Below are 23,282 nucleotides of genomic sequence, written 5' to 3'. Positions count from 1 at the left end.
GCCATGCAAGCCCTCGATACCACCGAACGCGAGCGCGCCGTCGCGCCCGCCGAAACACCCGCCCCCCACCAAACCGACACCGCGTTCGCGCTGACCCCGCCGCACAGCGCGGCCTCCATGCACGTGACCAAGCGCAACGGCGGCCAGGAAGCCGTCGACGTCAACAAGATCGTGCGCGCCGTGACGCGCAGCGCCGAAGGGCTGCACGGCGTCGACCCGCTGCGCGTGGCACTGAAAACCATCGGCGGCCTGTACGACGGCGCCACCACCGCCGAGCTGGATCAGCTCTCGATCCGCACCGCCGCCGCGCTGACCGCGGAGGAACCCGAATATGGCCAGCTGGCCGCGCGCCTGCTCGGCGCGTACATCGACAAGGAGGTCGGCGGCCAGGAAATCCAGAGCTACTCGCAGTCGATCGCGCGCGGCGCCGAGTTGGGCATCCTCAACGACCGCCTGCGTGATTTCGTGGCCGCCAACGCACGCAAGTTCAACGACGCGATCGACGTGCTCGCCACCCGCCGCTTCGAATACTTCGGCCTGCGCACGGTGTATGACCGCTACCTGCTGCGCCATCCGCAAACGCGCCTGGTGATCGAGACACCGCAGCACTTCTTCATGCGCGTCGCCTGCGCGCTGGGCGGCAACGAGATCGGCGAGACGCTGGAACTGTACCGGTTGCTGTCCTCGCTGAAATACCTCGCCAGTTCGCCCACCCTGTTCAACGCCGGTACCGCGCACGAGCAGCTCAGCTCGTGCTACCTGCTCGACTCGCCGGTCGACTCGCTGGAGTCGATCTACGACAAGTACGCCGACGTGGCCAAGCTCAGCAAGTTCGCCGGCGGCATCGGCCTGGCGTACTCGCGGGTGCGCTCGCGCGGCTCGCTGATCCGCGGCACCAACGGCCACTCCAACGGCCTGCTGCCGTGGCTGAAGACGCTGGATGCCTCGGTGGCCGCGGTGAACCAGGGCGGCAAGCGCAAGGGCGCCGCCTGCGTGTACCTGGAATCGTGGCATGCCGACATCGAGGACTTCCTCGAACTGCGCGACAACACCGGCGACGACGCCCGCCGCGCGCACAACCTCAATATCGCCAACTGGATTCCCGACGAGTTCATGCGCCGGGTCGAAAGCAATGGCGACTGGTCGCTGTTCGATCCGAAGGTGGTGCCGCACTTCGTCGACAGCTGGGGCGAGGCGTTCGATGTTGCGTACCGCAGGGCCGAAGCCGATGGCCTCGCCGTGAAGACCGTGAAAGCGCGCGAACTGTACGCACGCATGATGCGCACGCTGGCGCAGACCGGCAACGGCTGGATGACGTTCAAGGACCGCTGCAACGCCACCTCCAACCAGACGGCCAAATTCGGGAACGTGATCCACCTGTCCAACCTGTGCACCGAGATCCTGGAAGTCAGCTCGGCGACCGAGACGGCCGTATGCAATCTGGGCTCGGTGAACCTGGCGCGGCATGTGCGCGATGGCGCGTTCGACTTCGACCAGCTCGCCTCGACCGTGCGCACTGCAGTGCGCCAGCTCAACCGGGTGATCGACCTCAACTTCTACCCGATCGACACCGCGCGCAACGCGAACATGAAGTGGCGCCCGGTCGGGCTCGGCGTGATGGGCCTGCAGGACGTGTTCTTCAAACTGCGCCTGCCATTCGACTCGCCCGAGGCGCTGGCGCTGTCCACCCGCATCGCCGAGGAGATCTACTTCAATGCCCTGTCGCAATCGGCGGAACTGGCCGAAGCCGAAGGTCCGCATCCAGGCTTTGCCGAAAGCCGTGCCGCCAATGGCGAGCTGCAGTTCGATCACTGGCCGAACGCCACGCCACAGGACAGCACACGCTGGGACGCGCTGCGCGAGAAGATCAAGCAAAACGGCCTGCGCAACTCGCTGCTGATCGCCATCGCGCCCACCGCCACCATCGCCTCGATTGCCGGCTGCTACGAGTGCATCGAGCCGCAGGTCAGCAACCTGTTCAAGCGCGAAACGCTGTCCGGCGATTTCCTGCAGGTGAATCGCCATCTCGCCGACGAACTGAAGACGCTGGGACTGTGGACGTCCGAAATCCGCGACGCGATCAAGCTCGCCGAAGGCTCGGTGCAGGGCATCGCCGCGATCCCCGAACGCCTGCGCGCGATCTACCGCACGGTGTGGGAACTGCCGCAGAAGTCGCTGATCGACCTGGCCGCCGCGCGCGGCGCATATGTCGACCAGAGCCAGTCGCTGAACCTGTTCATGGAAAACCCGAACATCGGCCAGCTGAGCTCGATGTACATGTACGCGTGGAAGGCCGGCATCAAGACCACGTACTACCTGCGCTCGAGGCCGGCCACAAGAATCGCCAAGACCACGGTGGCGGCGGTACCCGATCAGGCCCAAGCCACGGCCGCGGTGTTTTGTTCACTGGAGAACCCGGAATATTGCGAGGCCTGCCAATAGCGCCACGAGATGTCGCGATGAAGCGTTACCGGAATCTCCACGGCCACTCCGGCGTCGCCGCGTACGAATACGGCGACGGCTTCATCCGCATCCGTTTCGTCAACGGTGATGCCTACGAATACACCGACGAGGCCACCGGCCGCGAGCACGTCGCGAACATGCAGAAACTCGCGCAAGCGGGCCTCGGCCTCGCCACCTATGTCAGCCGCTTCGCGCATGACGCTTATGCACGCAAGCTTTGAATCGAAGGAACAATGATGTCCGCCCAACCCAACCGCAACGCCCACATCCTCGATCCCGGTTTCGAACTCACCCTGCGCCCCATGCGTTACCCCGGCTTCTACGAGAGGTACCGCGACGCGATCAAGAACACCTGGACCGTCGAGGAGGTGGATTTCTCGATGGATACGCGCGACCTCGACACGAAGATGTCGCCGGCCGACCGCCACCTGATCCGGCGCCTGGTGGCGTTCTTCGCCACCGGCGACACCATCGTGTCGAACAACCTGGTGCTGAACCTGTACCAGCACATCAACGCGCCGGAAGCGCGCATGTACCTGTCGCGCCAGTTGTACGAGGAGGCGCTGCACGTGCAGTTCTACCTCACCCTGCTGGACACCTACATCCCCGACCCGGCCGAGCGCAACGCCGCGTTCGCGGCGATCGAGACGATCCCGTCGATCCGGCAGAAGGGCGCGTTCTGCTTCAAGTGGATCGACTCGATCCAGGGCCTGCACCGGCTGGAGACGCGCGAGCACCGGCGCCAGTTCCTGCTCAACCTGATCTGCTTTGCCGCCTGCATCGAGGGGCTGTTCTTCTACGCCGCGTTCGCCTACGTCTACTACCTGCGCTCGCGCGGCCTGCTGCACGGACTGGCCGCCGGCACCAACTGGGTGTTCCGCGACGAGAGCGGACACATGGCGTTCGCCTTCGAGGTGGTGCGCACCGTGCGCGAGCAGGAGCCGGAGCTGTTCGACGACGCCATGCGCGCGCAGGTCGAGCAGATGATGGAGGACGCGATCGCCTGCGAGACCCAGTTCGCCGAGGACGTGCTGTCCGGCGGCGTGGCCGGCATGTCGGTGAAGGACATGCGCCAGTACCTCGAATACTGCGCCGACCAGCGTTTTGCCCAGCTCGACATGCCGAAGAAGTACGGCGCGAAGAACCCGTTCGACTTCATGGACCTGCAGGATGTGCAGGAGCTGGCCAACTTCTTCGAGCGCCGCGTCTCGGCCTACCAGGTCGGCGTGCAGGGCGAGGTGGCGTTCGACATGGCGTTCTGAGACGCTGGCGCACCCTGCCCCCAGCGAGCGAGCCATGGGTGCCTCCCGTCTCACCGTGCTGTTCGACAGTCCGCTGCTGCGGATCACCGACATCGACTGCAGCCACCCGCGCGGTGGTTGCGGCGGCGAACGCGGCGACGAGCGCACTCACCTGGTACTGCTGCGGCGTGGCGGCTTCGGTTATCACGTGCGCGGGGCGGAATACGTGGGCGACCCCGCCACCGCCCTGCTCTACCGCGCCGGCGACAGTTACCGCATCTCGCACCCGTTCGAGGGCGGCGACGCCGGCAGCTGTTTCGAGGTGGCGCCCGCGCACGAGGAGGCGCTGTTCGGCCGGCGCCTGCGCGGGTCGGCCGACGCGGCGCGACCGGTCGAAGCCGTCGACCAGTACCGGCATCGTGCGCTCCACGCGGCGCTCGCCCACGACGGGCGCGACAGGCTGCGGGTGGAGGAGGCGGCCGCCGCACTGTGCACCGCGGTGCTTCGGCACGATGCTGCAGCGAGCATCGCGCCGCTGTCCGCAACCACCCGGCGTCGACTTGGCCGGGTGCAGGAAGTGCTGCTGGCCGATCCGACCGCAGACGTCGGACTGGCCGAACTCGCCACCCATGCCGGTTGCTCGCCGTTCCACCTTTCGCGCCTGTTTCGCCGCGCCTGCGGCAGCAGCCTGGTCGTCTACCGCACGCGCTTGCGCATCGCGCTCGCACTCGACCGCCTCGCCCACGGCGCGGACAATCTCGCCGCACTGGCCAGCGAGCTGGGCTTCAGTCATCAGAGCCATTTCGGCGCCACCTTCCGGCGACATGTCGGACTGACCCCGCGCGCCGCGCGCGCGACCCTGCATCCGTCGGCGCTGGCCCGCACGGGCAAGAATTTGATAGCGGCACACCGGCCGGAGTCCTAGCGTCGGAGCCATGCCCGGCCGCTCGCCGGGCCTTCGACGGAGGCCACCATGAAACTGTCCGCCACCCTGCTCGCGTTTATGCTGGGTATCGCACCCGCCGCGGCAACCGCGCCGCACGCCTCGTTGCCGCCCGCGCTGGCCCGTGCGGTGGCCGCGTTCGACCGCGCCCAGGTCGAAGGCGATGGCGCGGCGCTGCAGCGCCTGCTCGCCGACGACTACGTGCTGTTCAACAGCCGCGCCCGGGTCGAGAACAAGGCGGACTTCATCCGCGACTACACCGCCCCCGGCTATTCGCTGAAACCGTTCACGGTCGAGCACGAGGTCGTGCGCCACTGGCCCGGTGGCGCCGTGCTCGGCGGCGTGGCCACGCTGGAGGGCAGCAGCGAGGGCAAGCCGTTCAAGGCGCGATTGCGCTTTGCCGACATCTGGCGCGAGCGCGACGGCCGCTGGCAAGTGATCTTCACCCAGGCGACCCGCGTGGCGACACCGTAACCCGCTGCATGACCTTCGGCAGGGTGGCCACGCGGGCTATTGACTACAGATGTAAGCATGGCGTAGCTTGCCTACAACTGTAGTCAAGCGGGAACGGGCATGCGCAAACCTTCCATCGGCGACCAGGAACTGGCGCTGCTGCAGCACATCGACGAGAGCGGCACCGCTTCTGTCGGCGAGGTGGCCGCCAGCTTCGGCGAGCCGCGCGGGCTGGCCCGCTCCACCGTGCTGACGATGATGGAGCGGCTGCGCGGCAAGGGCTATCTCAAGCGCAAGCAGCTGCGCGGCATGTTCCGCTACAGCATCGCCACCGGCCCCGGCGAGGCGATGCGCAGCGCGGTGGGCAGCTTCGTCGAGAAGACCCTGAGCGGTTCGGTCTCGCCGTTCGTGGCGTGGATGTCCGAGCGCGCCGAAGTGAGCGACGACGAGCTGGCCGAGCTGGAGGCGCTGGTGGCGCAGTTGCAGAGCCGGCGGCGGGAGTCCTGACATGTCCATCGACCACGTCGTCATCTCGCTGCTGGCCCGGTTGGGCTGGACTTCGCTGCAGGCGGTGATTCTGATCGGCCTGCTCGCCCTGCTGGTGCATCTGCTGCCGCGGCTGTCGGCGGCGATGCGTTGCACCTTGTGGTGGCTGGTCGGCGCACAGTTGCTGGCCGGCATGGTCTGGCATGCGCCGCTGCAGCTGCGGCTGCTGTCGCCGCCGGCGGTCGAACGCACGCTCGACGCGGCGGTGGTGTCGACGCCTGCGCCGGCCAACCTGCTGGTCAACGCCACGGCGAGCGTCGCGGCGGCACCGCACGAGAACCGCGCGCCGACACCGGCGTCGCCCGCCGCGCCCCGCTGGTTGGCGCACGCGCCGCTGGCGCTGGCCCTGCTGTGGCTGGCGGGCTTGCTGGCGCAGCTGCCGGCCATCGTTCGTCAGGGTTGGCAAGCGCGCCGGCTGCTGCGCGAATCCACGCCGGTGGCCAATGCGTCGCTGCAAGCGCAATGCGCGACGCAGGCACACGCCCTGGGCCTGCGCCGCGCGCCGGCCTTGCGCGCCTCCGCCGCGATCGCTTCGCCGCAGGTACTCGGCTGGCGTCGCCCCACCATCCTGCTGCCGACCGGACAGGCGTTGAGCGAAGGCGATGCATCGCTGGCGCTGATCCACGAGCTGGCTCACGTGCGGCGCGGCGACCTGTGGCTGGGCTGGATTCCGGCCATGGCGCAGCGGCTGTTCTTCTTCCACCCGCTGGTGGCGTGGGCGATGCGCGAGTACGCACTGGCGCGCGAGGCGGCGTGCGACGCGCAGGTGCTGGCGCAGCCGGACACCGAACCGCAGCGTTATGGCCGGTTGCTGCTGCAGCTGGGCGTGGCGCATCCCCTGCGTGCCGGCCTGGCCGGCGCGTCCCCTTCGTTCGGCAACCTCAAGAGGCGACTGACCATGTTGCAACACACCCCGATGCTTCCCCGCCAGCGCGTGCAGGGCTGGCTGCTGGTTGCCGTGATCGCGATCGCCGGCGTGCTGCCGTATCGCGTCACCGCCGCGGCGTCCGATCAACCGGCGCCACCCGCGCGCAGTGCTTCCACCGCGTGGATGGCGCCGCCACCGCCCGCGCCGCCCGCACCGCCACCGGCCACCGCGCCCGCGTTGCCCGCCATGGTCGCGCCGGCCGCTCCACCGGCACCGCCGGCACCGCCAGCACCGCCGGCCCCTCCCGCACCGCCCGCACCGATCACCGGCATGGGCAGCCACATGATGATCAGCACCCACGACGACACCGGCTACGCCTTCGCCCTGCTGGACGGCAACTCGACCACCGTCAACGGCACCGACGCCGATCTCGCCGCCGTGCGCCGGCTGCATCAGCGCGGCGAGCCCCTGCTGTGGTTCCGCCGCGGCGACACGTCCTGGACGATCCGCGACCGCGCCACCCTCGAACGGGCCAAGGCGATCTACGCACCGCTTTCCGCCCTGGCCGAACAGCAGGGCAAGCTGGGCGAGCAGCAAGGCGCGCTGGGCGAGAAACAGGGCCGACTGGGCGAACAGCAGGGCCGCATCGCCGCCGATCAGGGGCAATTCGCCGCGCGCCAGGCCGAACTGGCCGGCAGGGCCGCCGAACTGGCCGCCCGTCGCGCCGCCCTCGTCGGCCGCAGCGACTCCGCCGCATCCTCCGCCGCGCTGGACGCCCGGGAGCGCGAACTCGACGCCGCCCGCGTGCAGCTCGACAAGCAGCAACCCGACGTCGCCGATCGACAGGCGGCCCTGGCCGCCCGACAGGCCGAGCTGGGCAAGCAACAGGAAGCCCTCGGCAAGCAACAGGCCATCCTCGGCGAACGCCAGCAAGCCGCCTCCGCCAAGGCGGAGCAGCAGATGGCGCAACTGCTGGACGAGGCGGTGGCGAAGGGGTTGGCGCAGAAGACCGCGCGGGATTGAGCGCGCCGCATCCGGCAAAGCCTCTCGCATCGACGCCTGAGATCTCCCGTAACAGCAAAGGCCGGGTTTGCACCCGGCCTTTGCGTTGCCCTCGATCAAACGGTCGCGCTCACTTCCACGGCCACGCCTTCAGCTCGTACTCCTTCGGCGGCGTGTCGCCGGCGAGGTAGTGCACGAAGTAGTCCCAGCGGCGGCGGGTGACGTAGGGGGTGGCGTCGCCGTAGGCGTGGTGGGCGTTGGGGATCATCAGCAGGTCGAAGTCCTTGTTCGCCTTGATCAGCGCGTCGACCATCAGCAGGGTGTTGCCGGGCGGCACGTTGTCGTCCATCGTGCCGTGCACCAGCATCAGCCGGCCCTTGAGTCGCGCCGCCTGGTTGGGGTTGGCCTGGTCGTCGTAGTTGCTCTTGCCATCCTTGTTCTTGACCAGCTCGCCCTGGTACTTCTCGGCCCAGTCGTCCTCGTAGTGGCGATTGTCATGGTTGCCGCTTTCGGACCACGCGACCTTGAAGAAATCCGGGTAGCGCAGCATCGCGCCGGTGGAGGCGTTGCCGCCGCCGGAGTGGCCCCAGATGCCGACGCGGTCGAGGTCGATCCACGGGTAGCGCTTGCCCAGTTCCTTCAGGCCGGCGACCTGGTCGGGCAGCGTGTTGTCGCCCATGTCGCCATACCAGGTGTCGTGGAACGACTTGGAGCGCCACGGCGTGCCCATGCCGTCGATCGCCACCACGATGAAGCCCAGCTCGGCCATCGCCTGGTGGTCGGCGCGCGCGGAAGAGAAGCTGCGCCCGCGCACCGAGCCGGTCTGCGGGCCCGGGTAGATGTAGTCGATGATCGGGTACTTCTTCGAGGCATCGAAGTGCGACGGCTTGAACATCATGCCGTACAACTCGGTCTTGCCGTCCCGCGCCTTGACCGTGATCGGCACCGGCGGCACCCAGCCGGCCGCCTTCAATCGGGTGATGTCGGCGCGGGCCACGGTAGCAAGCGTACGGCCGTCGTCGGCAGCTCGCAGCACGGTGACCGGCGGCGCGGTCGGCGTCGAATAGACGTCCACGAAGGTCTTGCCATCGGGCGACAGGGTGATCTCGTGGTTGGCCGCTTCCGGCGTCAGCAGCACCGGCTTGCCGCCATCCAGGCCGACCTTGAAGAACTGCTGGTAGTAGGGGTTCACACCCGGCGTGCGGCCCACGCCGCGAAACCACACGGTGCGCGACTTCGCATCGACCTTGAGCACCTCGGTGACGTTGCCCGTGCCGGTGGTGATCGCGTGCTTGAGCTTGCCGGTGTCGAGGTCGTAGAGGTACAGGTTGCCCCAGTCGTTGCGCTCGCTGAACCAGATCGCCTCATGCGTGGCCGGCAGGTAGCGCCAGTTGACCGCACCGTTGCCGCTTTCGTAATACGTCGGCGAGGTTTCCTCGAACACCGTGCGCACCTTGCCGGTGGCCGCATCGGCGATGCGGAACCACGCGTGCTTGTGATGGCGCGAGGTGGAGACGAAGGCCAGGGTCTTGCCGTCGGGCGCCCACTTCACGTCATCCCAGCCGCCGTCCGGACCGCAGCTGACGTCGTCGCACAGGGTGGAACGGTGCTGGTCCGGCGGCATCTGCAGGCGCGTGACCTTCTTCGTCGCCACGTCGATGATGACGCGCTCGATCATCGTCACGTCCTTGTCGCCCACCAGCGGGTACTTCCATTTCTTCAACTTCGGATGGCCGACCGTGGTGCTGATCAGGTACATCTCGCCGGTCTTGCGCTGGTCCTGCTGGAAGGTGGCGATCTGCTTCGAGTCGGGCGACCACTCCACGATCGCCTTGTCCGTGTGTTTCCAGCCGGCGTTGTCGGTGGCGTAGCCGAAGTTCTCGACGCCGTCGGTGGTGAGCCGGGTTTCCTTGCCGGTCGCGACGTCGCGCAGCCACAGGTTCCAGTCGCGGATGAAGGCCTCGCTCTTGCCGTCCGGCGACAGCGCGCCGGGTTCCTTGCCGGTCTTCACCAGCGTGGCGCGATCGACGCAGCTGGCCTCGGCGGCGACGAGGTCGCACACGTAGTGCTTGCTGCGCACGGTGACGTCGATGCGGCCGTCGGGCTTCGCCTCGTAAGCGGTCACCGGCAGCTTCATCGCGTCGACCGGCTTGCCGCCGGCCTTGCCCAGCGCCGCGGCCAGCTTCGCCTGGTCGAACAACGCCATGGCCTTGCCGCTGGCCGCATCCATGCGGATGAAGTGATCGCCGCGCTGGTCATGGTCGACGTACCAGAAATGGCCATCGTCCAGCCAATGCACGGCCGTCACCGCGTGGTCGACCAGCGGCGTGGTGTTGTAGCTCATGAAACGCTCGGCCTGCGCGTAGTCATTCGCGTCGAGCACCCGCCCATGCGCGGCGGCGACGCCGGACAACAGCCCCAGAAACACCGCGCCACAAAGGCGCAACTTGCCGAACCTTGAATACATCTGTTGATCTCCCCGAACCCGGATGCGCAACCGCCGGTGGCTGCGTCGACACACGTCCTGCCGATGCTAGCGCGATATCGCCTTGCCCACTCTGTGCCAAAGGTCCACGTCACCCGCCACCCACCCCTTCGGCACGATGCGCCGCCGCAGGGTTTCGCCTACCGCGGAACTGGCCGGTGGACGACACGGAATGGCGAACACGCTTGTTGCGGATCGCCATGATGCAAAGACCCACCTGTTCGACATGCGAACAACCCACTCCGACTCTGGACTGGACCGGTATCAGGAAGGCAAGATTGCCCGGCCGGCACGCCCTGCAAGCTCGACTTGGCGCGCGGTTGTTGCCTGTGAAACAACCCGCGTGAGGCGTTTCATCCGCCTCGAGTGCCGTGCATTCACCTACGTTGGAATGACATCAAAATAGGGACTATTGATGAAAACACGCAATGCATTGACCGCCAGCTGTCTGTTCGCCCTGGCGCTGTCCGGTTGCGCCACCATGTCGACGACCGATGCGATGGTGCCCTTGCAAACCGAAACCGCACACATGCTCGGCCTGGCCTCTTCAGAGGAGCTGACGATCACTGACGTCAACGCCGGAAAGCCGGACGCACTGGGCGGTCAGGATTACACCTATACGGCAGCGACGAAATCGGGACGGACGTTCGACTGTTCGGCACGCATGACGCCGGGCATCATGGGCGCCGCGCCGACCATCTCGGCCCCCACCTGCAAGGCGATCAAAAGCCATTCCTGATCGTCCCGCATCCGGTCGTTGACCAGCCAGCAGCCCCGAGCCCCAGGCGAGGGGCTGTTGTTTTTCCAGGGTTGGCCGGATCGCGCCATTTGTCGGCAACGAGGAGCCTGTCCGCCGCAGCATCAACGCAGCGCCGCCGTCAGCTCCACCAGCCAGTCGACGAACACACGCAGACGCGCCGGCATCTGGCGTTGTGGCGGATAGAGCACGGTCATCGGCAGCGAGGGTGGCGGGAACGCCGGCAGCAGCTCGCGCAGCTGGCCGCGCTTGAGTTCGGCGGCGACGCGGTAGCGCGGGATCTGCGCGATGCCCAGGCCGGCCTCGCAACAGCGGTAATAGGCTTCGGCGCTGCTGACGCTGACGCAGCCGGGCAGCGCGACCTCGCGGCGCTTGCGCCCGACCATGAACTCCAGCGGCTCGACGCGGCGGGTGGTGGGCGAGATCCAGTTCACCGCCACATGGCCGTCCTGCAACGCGGCGAGCGAGTCGGGCGCGCGATGCCGGCGCAGGTAGGCGCTGCTGACCACGGTGGCCAGCTCGAAACGGCCGACGCAGCGGCCGACCATGTCCGAATCGGCCAGTTCGCCGATGCGCAGCACGCAGTCCACGCCTTCGCGCACCAGGTCGACGAAGCGGTCGCCGGTGCCGATGTCCAGGTGGATCTGCGGATAGCGGGCAAAGAAATCGCGCAACGCGGGAATTACCAGCAGGCTCGCCAGCGAGGCGGGCAGGTCCACGCGCAGGCGTCCCTTCGGCTGCACCCGCGCCTCGCGGAAATCGGACTCCACCTCGTCGACGTCGGCAAGCAACCGCACGCAATGGCGGTAGTAGGTTTCGCCGTCGCGGGTCGCCTGCACGCGGCGGGTAGTCCGCAGCAGCAGCTGCGCACCCAGCCGCGCCTCCAGGCGCTTGATCGCGTGGGTGACGGTGGCGCGCGGCAGGTCCAGGTCCCCCGCCGCCGCGGTAAAGCTGCCCAGTTCGACGATCCGCGTGTACAGCCGCATGGCCTGCAGCCGGTCCATCGCCATTGTTGTTACTCGTGGAATGATGATGGCCATTATTGAGTATTTATCGAATCCCCGTCACGGCGCACCATGCGTCCACCCTCACCCACCGGAGCCATCCGCATGCAGACCCGCACCCTCGGCAACCGTTCCGCTGCCCCCCGCGTCTCCGCCCTCGGCCTCGGCTGCATGGGCATGAGCGCGTTCTACGGCGCACACGACGACGCCGAATCGATCGCGACCATCCACCACGCGCTGGAGCGCGGCCTCAACCTGCTCGACACCGCCGACATGTACGGTCCGCACACCAACGAGCTGCTGGTCGGCAAGGCCCTCAAGGGGCGCCGCGAGCAGGCCTTCGTGGCGACCAAGTTCGGCATCATGCTGGACCCGAACGACGCGCAGGCACGGGGCGTCAACGGTCGCCCGGAATACGTGCACGCCGCCTGCGACGCGAGCCTGAAGCGGCTCGGCATCGACACCATCGACCTGTACTACCAGCACCGCGTCGACCCGCAGGTGCCGATCGAGGAAACCGTCGGCGCGATGGCCGAGCTGGTGGCCGCCGGCAAGGTGCGCTACCTGGGACTGAGCGAAGCCTCCGGCGCCACGCTGGAGCGCGCCTGCAAGGTGCATCCGATCGCCGCGCTGCAGAGTGAGTTCTCGCTGTGGACGCGCGACCCGCAGACCAACGGCATGCTCGCCGCGTGCCGCAAGCTCGGCGTGAGCCTGGTCGCCTACTCGCCGCTGGGGCGCGGCTTTCTCACCGGCGCGATCCGTTCGCCGGACGATTTCGAGGCCGACGATTACCGGCGCCACAGCCCGCGTTTCGTTGGCGACAACTTTGCGCGCAACCTGCAGTTGGTCGAGCAGGTGAAAGCCATCGCCGCCGACAAGGGCTGCTCGCCTGCGCAGCTGGCGCTGGCCTGGGTGCTGGCGCAGGGCGAGGACGTGCTGGCCATCCCCGGCACCCGCAAGCGCAGCCGGCTGGACGAAAACCTCGGCGCGCTGAACGTGCAGCTCAGCGCCGCCGAGCTGAAGGCGATCGACGCGGTGTTTCCGCCCGACGCGGCCAGCGGCGAGCGCTACGTCAGCAGCGGAATGCGGATGGTCAACGCGTAATGACGGAACTCGAAAGACCCGCAGGAGCCCGCTCGCGGGCGATGCTCCTGATGCCGGGATTCGCAAAAGCAAGAGCATCGCCCGCGAGCGGGCTCCTGCGAGAAGCGGCGGGGTAAACTTGGGCAAATGAGCACCCCCGAACATTCCCCGCTCGGCAAGGACACCGTCTACGCCGACCGCTACGACGCCAGCCTGCTGTTTCCGATCCCGCGCGCGGACAATCGCGCGCAGATCGGCGTGGCGGAGACGCTGCCGTTCCACGGCGTGGACATCTGGAATGCCTACGAGTTGTCGTGGCTCGACCCGCGCGGCAAGCCGCAGGTGGCGCTGGCCGAGTTCCGCGTGCCGGCGGCGTCGCCGTACATCATCGAGTCGAAATCGTTCAAGCTGTACTTGAACGGTTTCGCGCAGGAATCCATCGCCGATATCGACACGCTCGCCGAAACCCTGCGCCACGACCTCTCCGCCGCCGCCGGCGCCGTGGTCGGCGTGGAGCTGTCGCCGCTGCGCGCCGCGGCCTTGCCGGTGGTCGAGCTGGACGGCGAGCTGCTCGACGCGCAGGACCTCGCGATCGACCATTACGGCCCGCCGCGGCCCGAGTACCTGCGCGCGGATGCCGCAGCGACCGCGGTGGAGGAAACGCTGGTCTCGCACCTGCTGCGCTCGAACTGCCCGGTGACCGGCCAGCCCGACTGGGGCAGCGTGCAGATCGCCTACCGCGGCGCGCCGATCGATCACGCCGGCTTGCTGCGGTACCTGGTCTCGTTCCGCACCCACAACGAATTCCACGAGCAATGCGTGGAGCGCATCTTCGTCGACCTCACCCGCCGCTGCGCGCCACTGCAGCTGCGCGTGCACGCGCGCTACACGCGCCGCGGCGGGCTGGACATCAATCCGTTCCGCAGCAGCACGCCGGCCACGCCGGACAACCCGCGCACGGTGCGCCAGTAGTCGCGGCAACGCACTGTCACCACCGCGTGAAAAGTTCGGCAGGCGCACGCGGCCGCTAATCGGCGCTTCATTTGCGCGGCGCTAGCCTCGGCGGGTGGGTCATGCCGACCAACCGTCCATGGAGTTCCGATGAAACGATCAACTGTCTTGATGGGCCTGTTGCAAGGCGCCGGCCTGGCCAGCCTGCTGCTGCTCGCCGCCTGCGGCAAGCACGATGAACCGGCCACCCCCGCCGCGACCCCCGCTGGCAATGCCGCTTCCGCGGCGTCGGTGCTGCCGACGCCGGCCCCCGCGCGCACCGCGGCCGCGGCGCCGACCGCCAGCAGCGCCATCGCGCCGGCGACCACGACGGCCGCGGCCGCTGCACCGGCGCCGCTGGCCTTTGCCAAGCTGACCGTGGGCGACGCCGTCGACAAGGGCCACCAGGTCACCCACGCGGCCGAGCGCTTCGACGCCGACGATCACACGCTCTACGCCAGCGTGGCCACCGTGGGCAGCAGCCGCGACGCCACCATCGACGCCACCTGGCGTTACCTCGAAGGCGGCGGCCAGCTGGTCAGCAAGATCAGCCAGTCGATCGCCACCGATGGCCCGGCGATCACCACCTTCCAGGTGCACAACCCGGACCTGTGGCCGGAAGGCAAGTACACCGTGGACATCACCGTCGACGGCAAGCCTGCCGCCAGCCAGGACTTCAGCATCGGCAAGCCGTGAAGCGTCGCGAAGGCGCAGCTGTTCATGGTGGCTCCCGCGGGAAAAGTTGCCTGCATCCCCGGGTTGTGCCGCCTGCGATGAAAAGCCGAAACACCTGACAGACCCGTGCCGGAATTCGCGGTAGGCTCGACGAACCGCCCAAGGCCTGGCGCAGGATGCCGGCGATGCGTGGCGCTTCCGATCGACACGACCGACAAGGACATCACGATGCCGAAACTGCCCCCGCCCCCGGTTCCGCAGCGTCTGCGGGAAATGCTCAAGGACTATCCGGGGCACATCGATCGACTGCAGGAGGTGCTGAACTATGTAGTCGAAACGTCCTCAGCGGGCGTTGGGCCGTTTGATCGTGCGATTTGGGTGCTCGAAAGCAGACTGGGAACCTTCATCGACGAAGCCGGCACCGAACTGCACGCCGCTGAAGCCAGTGGCGATGCGGAGGCGATCGCGAGGGCAGAAGCCAAGAATCTGCTTATGGGGCGTGCCCGATCAAAAGGTCGATGGATAGCCGATGACGCGCTGTGGGAGTACTTCCAGGCGAACAAGGAAGCGTTCGAAAAATGAGCTCCTCTGCCGACATCCTCGACCCTCTGACTCATGCACGCGTGTTTTCCGAAACGGTCGTCCCTCGAAGTGAACTGGACGAAGCGCTGCCTCATGCGCGACCGAAGGCGATTATCTTGGGAGGGCAACCAGGCGCAGGAAAAGGTGGACTGACCCAAGCCGCGATTCACGAGTTTCATGGCGACATAGTCCCCATCGATCCCGACGAACTGCGCGACTACCACCCCCGCGTCCAGGAGTTCCGCTCCGCCCATCCCTACACCTGGTCAAGTCACACCCAAGCCGACGCCGGCCAGTGGGCCGACGAGTTGCGCGAGGCGGCAGTGGCAGGGCGCAAGCACTTCATCTTCGATACTACGCTGAGCAATGGGTCATGGTCAGCCGAGCTGATCCGCGACCTGCAGGCCCAAGGCTACGACGTCGAGGTGCGGGTGGTGGCATCGCCCAAGCTGGAGAGCGAACTGGGCGTCGACAAACGGTTTCTGGACCAGCTCAATATCGACGGTTACGGCCGCCACGTCCCCGAAGGTGCGCGCGACGCGATCTACGACAAGGTGCCGGCGAGCCTGGACACGATCCACGCGGAAACGACCACGCCCATCCGCCTCTTCGATCGCGAAGGCCGCGAGCTTTACGACAGCCGCACCGATGCCCGCTCGCCGGGACAGGCGTTGATCGAGGCGCGCGAAGCGCGTCTGCACGATCCGGCGATCACCCGCAGCCTCAAACGCAGTTGGCAGGATCAGCGGCTGTGGCACGAGACGTTGCCCGAAGCGATCACCGACAACCCGAAGGTTGCATCGGACACGGCCCGACGCCTGTTGATCGAGCGCGATGCCTCCAGGGTGGTCGAGGGCGTCCAGGGCAACCTCTCCCGGATCACCCATGTGGACTACACCACCCGGGTACACCCGAACGTCGTCAAGGGATTGGGCTTCGCCAGCGCCGCCGCCGTCGTCTGGGACGCCACGACCACCGCGCGCCACACGGCCACCCTGCTGCAGCAGGACAACCCGACGGGCGCCGCCTCGGCGGTCGAGCATTTCGGCTCGCGCAACCTGGGCATGCTCGGCGGCGCACTGCTGGGGGCGCAAGTCCTGGGCGCGGCGGGGATCGAGTCCGGCCCGCTGGATCTGATCGTCGCCGGCGTGGGAGGCATCGGCGGGGCGGTTGCCGGCGACAAGCTGGTCGACTGGCACGACCAGCACAAAATCCACAACCAGGCCGATGCGCAAGGCCGCCGCTGGCACCACGACCCGCAGCATCCGGAACATGGCTGGACGCGGGAGGTGCCCACCGGCGAGATCGGTTATGCGGCCAACCATCCGGTGGTCGGCTACGGCGTCATGCCCACGCCGGGCTGGCGCAGTGTCCGGGCCGATCCCGCGCTGGCTGCGCAACTCACGTTTCAAGCCAACAACACCGCGGTGGAACTGGCCCTGGCCCACCCGGCCCCACCGCGCGATCCGTACACCCAGCCGGCCAGTGCGCAAGACACATCCAGCCGGCTTCCCGCGCCATGGCAGCGCGATGCCGCCTCGGGAGCGTGGTCGCGCACGGTCACCGACGCCGTACTGGAGCACGGCCTCAAGAGCACGCACGTGGAAACCGCCACGCCGTCACGCACCGCCGCCCTGGATGCCGCCGCGCATGCCACCCTCGCCGACAATCTGGCGCACTCCCGCCGCGGCATCGCCGCGCGCTATCAGGCGATCTACGCGCAACGCGGCTGGCAACAGCTCGGCCCCCTGCCCGATGCGGTAACCGACGCACTGCATGCGCCCACGAACATCTTGGACGCCTCCGACGGCCATGCTTACACCCGCGACGCGCGGGGCCACTGGAGCACGCCGGGCCGGCTGTGGGGTCGGAACGTGGCCGAGGGCAACCTGCGCGCGGAGCTCGATGCCACCGCGCAGCTGATCTCCACGACGTTCGCCATGCACGCGGCAACCCACGCCACGCAACAAACGCCGGCGCACGCCGCCGTTCCACCCATCCCGCCGCACCTGCACGACTTCCGCCATCCCGGCCACCCTCTGCACGCGAGCTACGGCACCCTGCTGCAGCACGTGCACGCGATGGAAGAGCGAGTGCGGATGGCGCACGGCGAGCACAGCGAGCGGGCGGCAGCCGCGCTGCTGGACCGGCACAGCGCCGACCGCCTGGGTCCGGCGGCGCGGGTCGAGCTGCACGGCGAAGGCAAGGCCATGGCGATGCATCTGGTCACCAACGAGCGCGCGCCCGGGAACACCTACCTTACCGTCGAGCGCCGCACCCCGGTCAGCGTGTTCGACGCGGTGGCCCGGTCAGTCGACGACGCCAGCCGCGACTGGTCGCGGCGCGAACTGCCGCATCTGTACCAGTCCCCAGTGCGAGTGGCCGAGACGCCGTCGCGCGATCCGTCGTCGCTCGAACCTTGCGACCTGCGCCGCCCGGACCACCCGCGCCATGCCGCATTCGTCAACATGCGCGAACACGTCGGTGCGGCCTATGCCCAGTACGGCATCGCGCGCAGCGCCGATCAGCTCGATCGCGCCACCGCGGCCGTCATGCTCGATCGGCCGGTACACGCTCGCCAGCCGGACCAGGTGCAGCTGTTGCCCGGTCCGCAGACCGGCCGCATCGGGCCGGACAGCGGCGTGCTGACCCGCGACTCCTCATCGTTCCTGCCCTGCACCACGACCACCCACGCCGCGGCCATGCAACAGCCACCGGAGGCGATGTTCCGGCAGCTCGACCAGCTGATCATGCAGCAGAGGCAACAGGCGCAGGTGCAGCCGGCGCAGGCGATGGGGCGATAGGGAGGCCTGGACAAGCCTTTGCTCACCATTTCCGCGAAAGCACACTGCCTTCCGGAATGGTTTCGCTGGCGGACACTGGAAGTATTGCCGCACAACCGCAGCGTGGTCGTCGCCTGCAGCTCGACTCAGAGTTTGAACTCACCCTGTCGTCATTCCCGCGAAAGCGGGAATCACGGCACTGAGTAAGTGGCGCTCGACTGTAGAGCGCCTCACCTTGCGCCATGGCGCTTTTTTGCGTCACGACACGAAACTGTTCCGGACGGCAGTGTGCTTTCGCCGGAATGACGGGAAGAAGCTTGCTCGGGCTTCTCCCGGTGAGGCGACAACGCCACCTCACCATGACCAATGGTGCAGGCGCCGGGCCGACGGCCGCCCCTACACTGAGCACCGGCCTTCTGCCTGGGGAATCCGTATGCGCCTGCGTGCCATGTTGTGGATGCTGTTGGGCCTGTTTGCCTTGCCGCTGCATGCGGCAGCGATGAAGGTGGCGCTGTCGCAGCCGTCGGTCTCGCCCGACGGCAGCCGGATCGCCTTTGTCGCCAACGGCGGCATCTGGAGCGTCGCCAGCCAAGGCGGTCAGGCGCATCTGCTGGTGGCCGACGACGACGGCAACGACAGCCGGCCGCTGTATTCGCCCGACGGCAAGCAGCTCGCGTTCCAGTCCGACGGCGGCGGCGAAGCCAGCGGCATCTACCTGCTCGACCTCGCCAGCGGCGTGGTGCGCCGGCTGACCTGGGCCGACGGCGGCAACCAGCTCGATGCGTGGTCGCGCGACGGCCAGTGGATCTATTTCAGTTCCGCGCGCGACAACGTCGGCGGCATGGCCGGCGTCTACCGCGTGCGCGCCAGCGGCGGCACGCCGATGCCGGTGTCGCTGGAGCGCTATCGCAACGAGTCGATGGCCGCGCCCTCGCCGGACGGCATGTCGCTGGCCGTGGTCGGCGGCGGCATGGGCGACTGGCAATGGTGGCGCCACGGCCGCAGCCACATCGACGAAGGCGCGGTATGGCTGCTGCGCGACGACGGCAGCCACCAGTACCGGCGGTTGACCGCCGACGACGCGCGCGCCGAATGGCCGATGTGGGCGGCGGACGGCAACACCCTCTATTACATGAGCGACCGCAGCGGCGCGGAGAACATCTGGCGCGTGCCGCTGGGCGGCGGCAACGAGTCGGCACTGACCCGCTTCGCCGATGGCCGCGTGCTGTGGCCGAGCCTCGCGGCGAACGGCAAATTGCTGGCGTTCGAGCGCGACTTCGGCATCTGGACACTGGATCCGGCCAGCGGCCACGCCGCGCCGCTGACGATCACCCTGGCCGGCGCGATCCGCGGGCCGCAGCCGGAACACGAGAACCTCAGCCACGGCTACAGCCAGATCGCGCTGTCGCCGGATGGCAAGAAGCTGGCCTTGATCGCGCACGGCGAGGTATTCGCCACCGACGCCGCCGATGGCGGCCACGCGCGGCGCGTCACGCGCACCGCGGCCGAGGAATACGACCTGGCCTGGGCGCCGGACAGCCGCCGGCTGGTCTACGGCTCCAGCCGCGACGGCCACGGCCAGCTCTACCTTTACGACTTCGCCAGCGGCAAGGAAACCGCGCTCACCCACGGCGCCGGCAGCGACACCGCGCCGCGCTTCTCGCCCGACGGCAAGCAGCTGGCCTTCCTGCGCAACGACCGCGAGCTGTGCGTGCTGGACATCGCCAGCGGCAAGCTGCGCAGCGTGGTGAAGGCGCGCATCGACCTGCCGCGCCCGCTCGATTCCACCGCGCCGTTCGCGTGGTCGCCGGACGGGCGCTGGCTCGCCTACCTCGACTTCGGCCCGCGCATGTTCCGCAACGTGCACGCGGTGGCGCTGGCCGACGGCAAGCAGGTGGTGCTGAGTTCACTGGCCAACACCGACGCGGACAACGTCTCGTGGAGCGCCGACGGCCGCAGCGTGCTGTTCACCACTGGCCAACGCACCGAGGAGGGCCAGGTCGCCCGGGTCGACCTGCTGCCGCGCACGCCGGTGTTCCGCGAGGACCGTTTCCAGGATCTGTTCAAGGCCAAGGCCGACGACGACAAGCACAAGGGCAAGGCCGGCGATCACGCCGACGACAAGCCGCCGGCGAAACCCGTGCGCATCGACGCCGACGGCATCCGCGAGCGGCTGAGCCTGCTGCCGGTGGGCCTGGACGTCGGCGCCGCGCAGATCAGCCCGGACGGCAAATCCCTGCTGCTCACCGCCCAGGTCGCCGGTACGACGAACCTCTACAGCTGGTCGCTCGACCCGCTGGCGAAGGAGCCGCCGGTGGCGCGCCAGCTCACGCATACGCCGGGCGACAAGCGGGACGCGCAGCTCAGCGCGGACGGCAAGCAGGTGTTCTACCTCGACGCCGGCAAGATCCAGTCGCTCAAGCTGGACGACAAGGGAGACGCCAAGCCCGCGGCGCTGGCCGTCGACGCCGCGATGGAGGTGGATTTCGACAGCGAGAAGCGGGTGGTGTTCGAGCAGGCCTGGCGCTGGCTGCGCGACACCTTCCACGACCCGGCCATGCACGGCACGGACTGGAACGCGGTGCACACCACCTACGCGCCGCTGGTCGCCAACGCGGCCACGCCCGCCGCGCTGTACCGACTGCTGAACCTGATGGTGGGCGAACTCGACGCCTCGCATTCCGGCGCGCGCGCGCCGCAGAAGCGCGAGTCGATCACCGGCCGGCTGGGCCTGCTGTTCGACCGCGCGGAATACGAGGCGCACGGCCGCCTTCGCATCGCCAGCGTGCTGCCGCTGTCGCCCGCCGCCGTGGCCGGCGGCATCGAGCCCGGCGATTACCTGCTGGCGATCGACGGCGAGCCGCTGGACGCCGCCAGCAACCTGGCCCAACGCCTGGCGCACCGCATCGGCGACAAGGTCAGCCTGCGCATCGCCGCCAACGCCGCCGGCACGCGTGCCCGCGAGGTCGCGGTCAAGCCGATCGACTCCCGGGATCTCTCCGAACTGGTCTACCGCGCGTGGACGGCGGACAACCGCGCCTACGTGGCGAAAGCCAGCGGCGGCCGTCTGGGCTACGTGCACCTGCGCGACATGTCGTATGCGTCGCTGCAGGATTTCTACAAGGACCTGGACGCGCAGAACGCCACCCGCGACGGCGTGGTGATCGACATCCGCAACAACTTCGGCGGCTTCGTCAACGCCTATGCGCTGGACGTGCTCGCGCGCCGCCCCTACCTCAACATGACCTTCCGCGGCTTCGACCAGGCCGAGCCCGCGCGCAGCATCCTCGGCCAGCGCGCGCTGGAACGCCCCACCGTGCTGATCACCAACCGCGTCACCCTGTCCGACGGCGAAGACTTCTCCGAAGGCTACCGCGCGCTGGGCCTGGGCAAGATCGTGGGCGAACCCACCGCCGGCTGGATCATCTACACCTCCGCCGGCAAGCTGATCGACGGCGGCACCGTGCGATTGCCCTTCATCACCATCACCGACAGCCACGGCCAGCCGATGGAAGGCCACCCCCGCCCGGTCGACATCCCGGTCAGCCGCGCGCTGGGCGAGTCGTTCCGGGGCAAGGACAGCGAGCTGGATGCGGCGGTGCGGAGTTTGCTGGGAACGGTGGGTGGTGCGGGTTGAATCCGTCGCGCCCCTGCTTGAAAGCCCCTCTCCCTTCGGGAGAGGGGTTGGGGAGAGGGTTCGGGAGTGGGACGTGACTCCGACTTGCCACGCAACTTTGTCGCTCTCCAGTCTCCTTCTCGCACCCTTCCGACCACCGAACAAAGCCCCTGACACACCCTGTCAAACCCCTCCCCCATAGTCGACCCCAGCGCGACAACACGCACGACGAGTCGCCCGCAGCGGCTCGCCCAAACCAGAGGAGTTCGACATGTTCAAGGTCATCGGTGCCGCCGTCGTCTACGGCTTTGCCCTCTTCGGCCTGGCCAAATATCTGAGCCGCGACGACGATCGCGCTAGCGAGCACGCGTAGCCGGCTTCACCCCCAGCCGATACGATGCATCACGACGATCGGCTGGCGAGGCGAAGGGATGACGAAACAAGCGGGGACACTGGATGCCTCCACCCTCAAGCAGCGCCATCGCGCCATGCGCGATGGTCAACCCGAGTCCCTGCGCATCCGCATCCACCGCGCGCTCAGCTGGCTGGCGCGCGCCGAGCGCGAGCCGGACGACCACGACGCCCGCTACATCTTCCTGTGGATCGCCTTCAACGCCGTCTACGCCAGCGAGTTCGGCTTCGAGCAGAAGGAGCGCGAACAGGTGCGCCAATTCATCGCGCAACTGCTCAAGCTCGACACCGAACAGCAACTGCACTGCGCCCTATTCAACCAGTTCAGCGGCCCCATTCGCACCCTGATCGATAACCGCTTCGTGTTCGAGCCGTTCTGGCGCGCCATGCGCGACCACGACGCCAGCAACGCCTGGGAAACCAGCTTCAGCGCCGCCAAGAAGCGCGCACTGGACGCGGTGATGACCAACGACACCGCTACCCTGCTCTCCATCGTGCTGGATCGCCTCTACGTGCTGCGCAACCAGCTGATCCACGGCGGTGCCACCTGGGGTGGCAGCACCAATCGGGCGCAGGTGAGGGATGGGGTGGCGATACTCGGGGTGCTGGTGCCGGTGGTTGTCGGGTTGATGATGCGGGGTGGGGGTGACGGGTTTGGGGAGGTGGCGTTTCCGGTGGTTTGATCGCGTTGCAGGCTGACTGCACCGTTATCGCGCGGACGCGCTCGTCTTCTTCCTGGATTTTCAACATGCCTTGCAAAGCATCGTCGATGACCTGCTTCTGCGAAAAATGCGGTTGGAAGCTGACCGTCATACCTGCAAGTGATGTGCTGCCACTTCTGCCCAGTTGCCCCAAGCGCACGCGCGCACCGCTGAGCCATCGGCTGGCCACGGTGAGCGAGGCGATGGCGGCGAGGTTCAAGGGACCGCTGGGGCGTTGATGCACTCCATTCAATGGTAAAGTGGATGCCAATTAATCATTGAATCGGAGGGTGTCATGCCCGATCTGGTCAAACTCGCCACCGCCCGCGTGCTGGTAGACGCCGGTGCCATCAAGGGCGCGGAAGTCATCGGCTTGGCCGGCGGCTGGACGCTGCAGCTGCAAACCCATGCGCAACCCAAGCTGCTGGCCACCAAGGAGGGCGAACCGCGCCGTTTCAGCAGTTTCGAGGGCGCCCTGAAGGTTCTGCGCGACCTCGGCGTGCGCACCGATGCGCTGCGCGTGGATGCGGCACATTGGGACACCATCGGCGAACAACCCGCTCGTCGTCGGCCCGACCGCTCCACCGCCATGAAGCTCAAGGACGAAGATGCCCGCTACGTGGCTTTCCTCCGCACCTCCGTGGAAGAAGCCCGCGCCGACCCACGCCCATCGCTGTCG

18 protein-coding genes are annotated in these 23,282 nt (G+C 68.0%); 15 read left to right on the top strand and 3 right to left on the bottom strand.

Going from position 1 to position 23,282, the window contains the following annotated elements:
- Positions 1 to 3: 3 nt before the first annotated feature.
- From ACVCL3_RS12315 to ACVCL3_RS12285, 7 genes are all read left to right on the top strand, one after another.
- A complete protein-coding gene (locus ACVCL3_RS12315; RefSeq protein WP_447101444.1) occupies positions 4 to 2,442 on the top strand; it encodes a ribonucleoside-diphosphate reductase subunit alpha in 2,439 nt (812 codons plus the stop codon).
- A gap of 17 nt (positions 2,443 to 2,459) precedes the next feature.
- Positions 2,460 to 2,684, top strand: coding sequence for a hypothetical protein (locus ACVCL3_RS12310; RefSeq protein ID WP_447101443.1), 225 nt, complete (start codon positions 2,460 to 2,462; stop codon positions 2,682 to 2,684).
- Positions 2,685 to 2,699: 15 nt separating this feature from the next.
- A complete protein-coding gene (locus ACVCL3_RS12305; RefSeq protein WP_447101442.1) occupies positions 2,700 to 3,725 on the top strand; it encodes a ribonucleotide-diphosphate reductase subunit beta in 1,026 nt (341 codons plus the stop codon).
- 34 nt (positions 3,726 to 3,759) lie between these two features.
- The gene (locus tag ACVCL3_RS12300) at positions 3,760 to 4,629 is read left to right on the top strand and encodes a helix-turn-helix transcriptional regulator (protein ID WP_447101441.1); all 870 of its coding nucleotides are present in this window, start codon (positions 3,760 to 3,762) and stop codon (positions 4,627 to 4,629) included.
- A 48-nt stretch (positions 4,630 to 4,677) separates the two neighbouring features.
- Positions 4,678 to 5,121 (top strand): nuclear transport factor 2 family protein, encoded by a 444-nt coding sequence (locus ACVCL3_RS12295; protein WP_395120516.1) that lies wholly within the window; start codon positions 4,678 to 4,680, stop codon positions 5,119 to 5,121.
- A gap of 99 nt (positions 5,122 to 5,220) precedes the next feature.
- Positions 5,221 to 5,607: a BlaI/MecI/CopY family transcriptional regulator gene (locus ACVCL3_RS12290; protein WP_395120517.1), complete on the top strand. Its 387-nt coding sequence runs from the start codon at positions 5,221 to 5,223 to the stop codon at positions 5,605 to 5,607.
- 1 nt (position 5,608) lies between these two features.
- Positions 5,609 to 7,537, top strand: coding sequence for a M56 family metallopeptidase (locus tag ACVCL3_RS12285; protein ID WP_447101440.1), 1,929 nt, complete (start codon positions 5,609 to 5,611; stop codon positions 7,535 to 7,537).
- Positions 7,538 to 7,646: 109 nt separating this feature from the next.
- Here ACVCL3_RS12285 and ACVCL3_RS12280 read toward each other — a convergent pair whose 3' ends face one another.
- Complete coding sequence (locus ACVCL3_RS12280) at positions 7,647 to 9,983, bottom strand: DPP IV N-terminal domain-containing protein (protein WP_447101439.1); 2,337 nt, start codon at positions 9,981 to 9,983, stop codon at positions 7,647 to 7,649.
- Between the two features lie 433 nt (positions 9,984 to 10,416).
- On the opposite strand from ACVCL3_RS12280, the gene ACVCL3_RS12275 reads away from it, so the two are divergent.
- Positions 10,417 to 10,740, top strand: a complete 324-nt coding sequence (locus tag ACVCL3_RS12275) for a hypothetical protein (protein WP_395120521.1) — start codon at positions 10,417 to 10,419, stop codon at positions 10,738 to 10,740.
- 122 nt (positions 10,741 to 10,862) lie between these two features.
- Here the strand turns inward: ACVCL3_RS12275 and ACVCL3_RS12270 are convergent, their stop codons facing one another.
- Positions 10,863 to 11,762: a LysR substrate-binding domain-containing protein gene (locus ACVCL3_RS12270; RefSeq protein ID WP_447101527.1), complete on the bottom strand. Its 900-nt coding sequence runs from the start codon at positions 11,760 to 11,762 to the stop codon at positions 10,863 to 10,865.
- A gap of 105 nt (positions 11,763 to 11,867) precedes the next feature.
- On the opposite strand from ACVCL3_RS12270, the gene ACVCL3_RS12265 reads away from it, so the two are divergent.
- The 7 genes from ACVCL3_RS12265 (at position 11,868) to ACVCL3_RS12235 (ending at position 22,585) form a co-directional block, all read left to right on the top strand.
- Positions 11,868 to 12,866 carry an aldo/keto reductase gene (locus tag ACVCL3_RS12265; protein WP_447101438.1) on the top strand — a complete coding sequence of 333 codons (999 nt, stop codon included), beginning with the start codon at positions 11,868 to 11,870 and terminating at the stop codon, positions 12,864 to 12,866.
- Between the two features lie 126 nt (positions 12,867 to 12,992).
- Complete coding sequence (queF, locus tag ACVCL3_RS12260; RefSeq protein WP_447101437.1) at positions 12,993 to 13,817, top strand: NADPH-dependent 7-cyano-7-deazaguanine reductase QueF; 825 nt, start codon at positions 12,993 to 12,995, stop codon at positions 13,815 to 13,817.
- Positions 13,818 to 13,946: 129 nt separating this feature from the next.
- A complete protein-coding gene (locus ACVCL3_RS12255; protein WP_447101436.1) occupies positions 13,947 to 14,531 on the top strand; it encodes a hypothetical protein in 585 nt (194 codons plus the stop codon).
- A gap of 168 nt (positions 14,532 to 14,699) precedes the next feature.
- Entirely contained in the window at positions 14,700 to 15,092 is a 393-nt protein-coding gene (locus ACVCL3_RS12250) for a hypothetical protein (protein WP_447097354.1), read from the top strand.
- A 116-nt stretch (positions 15,093 to 15,208) separates the two neighbouring features.
- The gene (locus ACVCL3_RS12245; RefSeq protein ID WP_447107231.1) at positions 15,209 to 17,896 is read left to right on the top strand and encodes a zeta toxin family protein; all 2,688 of its coding nucleotides are present in this window, start codon (positions 15,209 to 15,211) and stop codon (positions 17,894 to 17,896) included.
- Positions 17,897 to 18,308: 412 nt separating this feature from the next.
- Positions 18,309 to 21,512: a S41 family peptidase gene (locus ACVCL3_RS12240; protein WP_447101434.1), complete on the top strand. Its 3,204-nt coding sequence runs from the start codon at positions 18,309 to 18,311 to the stop codon at positions 21,510 to 21,512.
- Positions 21,513 to 21,922: 410 nt separating this feature from the next.
- Positions 21,923 to 22,585 (top strand): hypothetical protein, encoded by a 663-nt coding sequence (locus ACVCL3_RS12235; RefSeq protein ID WP_447101433.1) that lies wholly within the window; start codon positions 21,923 to 21,925, stop codon positions 22,583 to 22,585.
- 289 nt (positions 22,586 to 22,874) lie between these two features.
- Here ACVCL3_RS12235 and ACVCL3_RS12230 read toward each other — a convergent pair whose 3' ends face one another.
- Positions 22,875 to 23,213, bottom strand: a complete 339-nt coding sequence (locus ACVCL3_RS12230) for a hypothetical protein (protein WP_447101526.1) — start codon at positions 23,211 to 23,213, stop codon at positions 22,875 to 22,877.
- Positions 23,214 to 23,282 lie beyond the last annotated feature (69 nt).

Source organism: Rhodanobacter sp. UC4437_H4, assembly GCF_052978425.1.
The sequence above is the reverse complement of the archived record's forward strand: the minus strand, read 5'-3'. Positions and strand labels throughout refer to the sequence as shown.